The 1687-nt window shown below is 38.3% G+C and carries 2 protein-coding genes; one reads left to right on the forward strand and one right to left on the reverse strand.

Annotation, left to right across the window (positions count from 1 at the left end; all coding sequences use genetic code 11):
• On the forward strand, positions 1-800 hold an 800-nt coding region (locus Q8907_16915; protein MDP4275951.1), incomplete at its 5' end, for a glycoside hydrolase family 43 protein.
• Positions 801-827: 27 nt separating this feature from the next.
• Here the strand turns inward: Q8907_16915 and Q8907_16920 are convergent.
• On the reverse strand, positions 828-1577 hold the full coding sequence (locus tag Q8907_16920) for a radical SAM protein (GenBank protein MDP4275952.1): 750 nt from the start codon (positions 1575-1577) through the stop codon (positions 828-830).
• Between the last annotated feature and the right edge of the window lie 110 nt (positions 1578-1687).

Raw genomic sequence — 1687 nt, forward strand, 5'->3', positions numbered from 1 at the left:
CCAAAGTTGTTTTTAATAAAAAAACTGGCAAATTCGTGATGTGGTTTCATCTTGAACTTAAGGGGAAAGGCTACGGGGCTGCTTTGGCTTCTGTGGCTGTTGGTGATGAGGTAATCGGACCCTACAAATATCTTAGGTCATATCGTCCCGATGCCGGACAGTGGCCCATTAATTTTAAAGATGAATGGAAACAAAAATCTGATGGGGACGATACACTCAAATGGTGGACGAACTCATGGACGAATGCAGTAATTAATGGATTGTTTGTAAGAAATGATTTTCAAAAAGGACAGATGTCCAGGGATATGACTATTTTTGAAGATGATAATGAAAAGGCTTATTTAGTAAGTTCTTCAGAAGAGAACCTCACCCTTCATATTTCTGAACTTAGTGATGATTATCTTTCCTTTACTGGAAAATGGAAAAGGATACTTCCTGCAGGGCATAATGAGGCACCTGCTCTGTGCAAATATAACGGTAAATATTATTTGATTACTTCGGGTTGTACCGGTTGGGCTCCAAATGCTGCCCGTTCTGCTGTAGCTGACTCTATTTGGGGTAATTGGACTTCCCTGGGTAATCCTTGCAAAGGGAATGATGCTTCAATAACGTTTAACTCCCAGAGTACTTATATTTTACCGGTTCAGGGCAAAAAGAATGCTTTTATTTTTATGGCCGACAGGTGGAATCCGGATAATCCCATAGACGGCCGTTATGTTTGGCTGCCCCTGGTATTTGAAAATGATCGGCCTGTTCTTTGCTGGTATGATCATTGGAAGCTGGATTTCTTTAAAAAATGATGACTTTGTTTTAAGTGAAGCCCTCAATTATATTCCTGTTTCACAATTGATTTTATGTTTGGAACAGAATTGTCTGACAAGATTGGCTTGTTCTTTATAAAATTCATGATAGGTTGAAAATTGCCTGATCCTGTTGCTGTAGTTCCAGCCGCTGAAAAAAATCTGATCAGTAAAGGAAATGGCTTCCAAGATATGCGTAATGTTTTGTTTTACAATATTGGGCGTGGGATAAGGTTCTATATGAACCAGGGTCTCACGTCCATTTTTTTTCAAGTGCTTTAATGCATTTATCCTTTCTCTGTAAGGGGCAGAATTAGGCTCCCAAAGACTACGGAATTTTTCATCTATTGAAACCAGACTGATTCCATAAGTATTATTGCATGGAAATCTTTGCCAGTCAGCAAGTTCGGCAGGCAAAATACCCTTTGTCAGAATTGAACAGGGAATTCCATAGGAATTGATCAAAGCAATGAGTTTAAGGCTCATTTCAGTTACTTCCGGATAACCCATCATGAAAGGATCTGTTGTTAAACAGAGATGAATAGATTCTGGTTTCCTTTTCATCCTTGACAATTCTTTGCTTAGCAATTCCAGGGCATTTGCAACCAGTTTGGGTTGGCACCATTCATTGTAGGTTTTGACACGGCCATGGGAATGTGCCATCATATAAGCATAACATGGGTAGCTGCAACCATGACTGCAGCCCAGTGCATGATTGATGCAGTAGAAATTAAGGCCACTCTTATATAATAATGTTTTACGAATTATAGTTTCCATATTTATACTTAAGAAGAACATACAAAGATAATACCTGTTTGCTTTTTTTCTGTTGATTTATACTCTAATAGATTATATGTAAAGTCTTTAAAGTACATGTGATTTATGGA

It is taken from the genome of Bacteroidota bacterium (assembly GCA_030706565.1).
In the GTDB taxonomy this organism is placed as follows: domain Bacteria; phylum Bacteroidota; class Bacteroidia; order Bacteroidales; family JAUZOH01; genus JAUZOH01.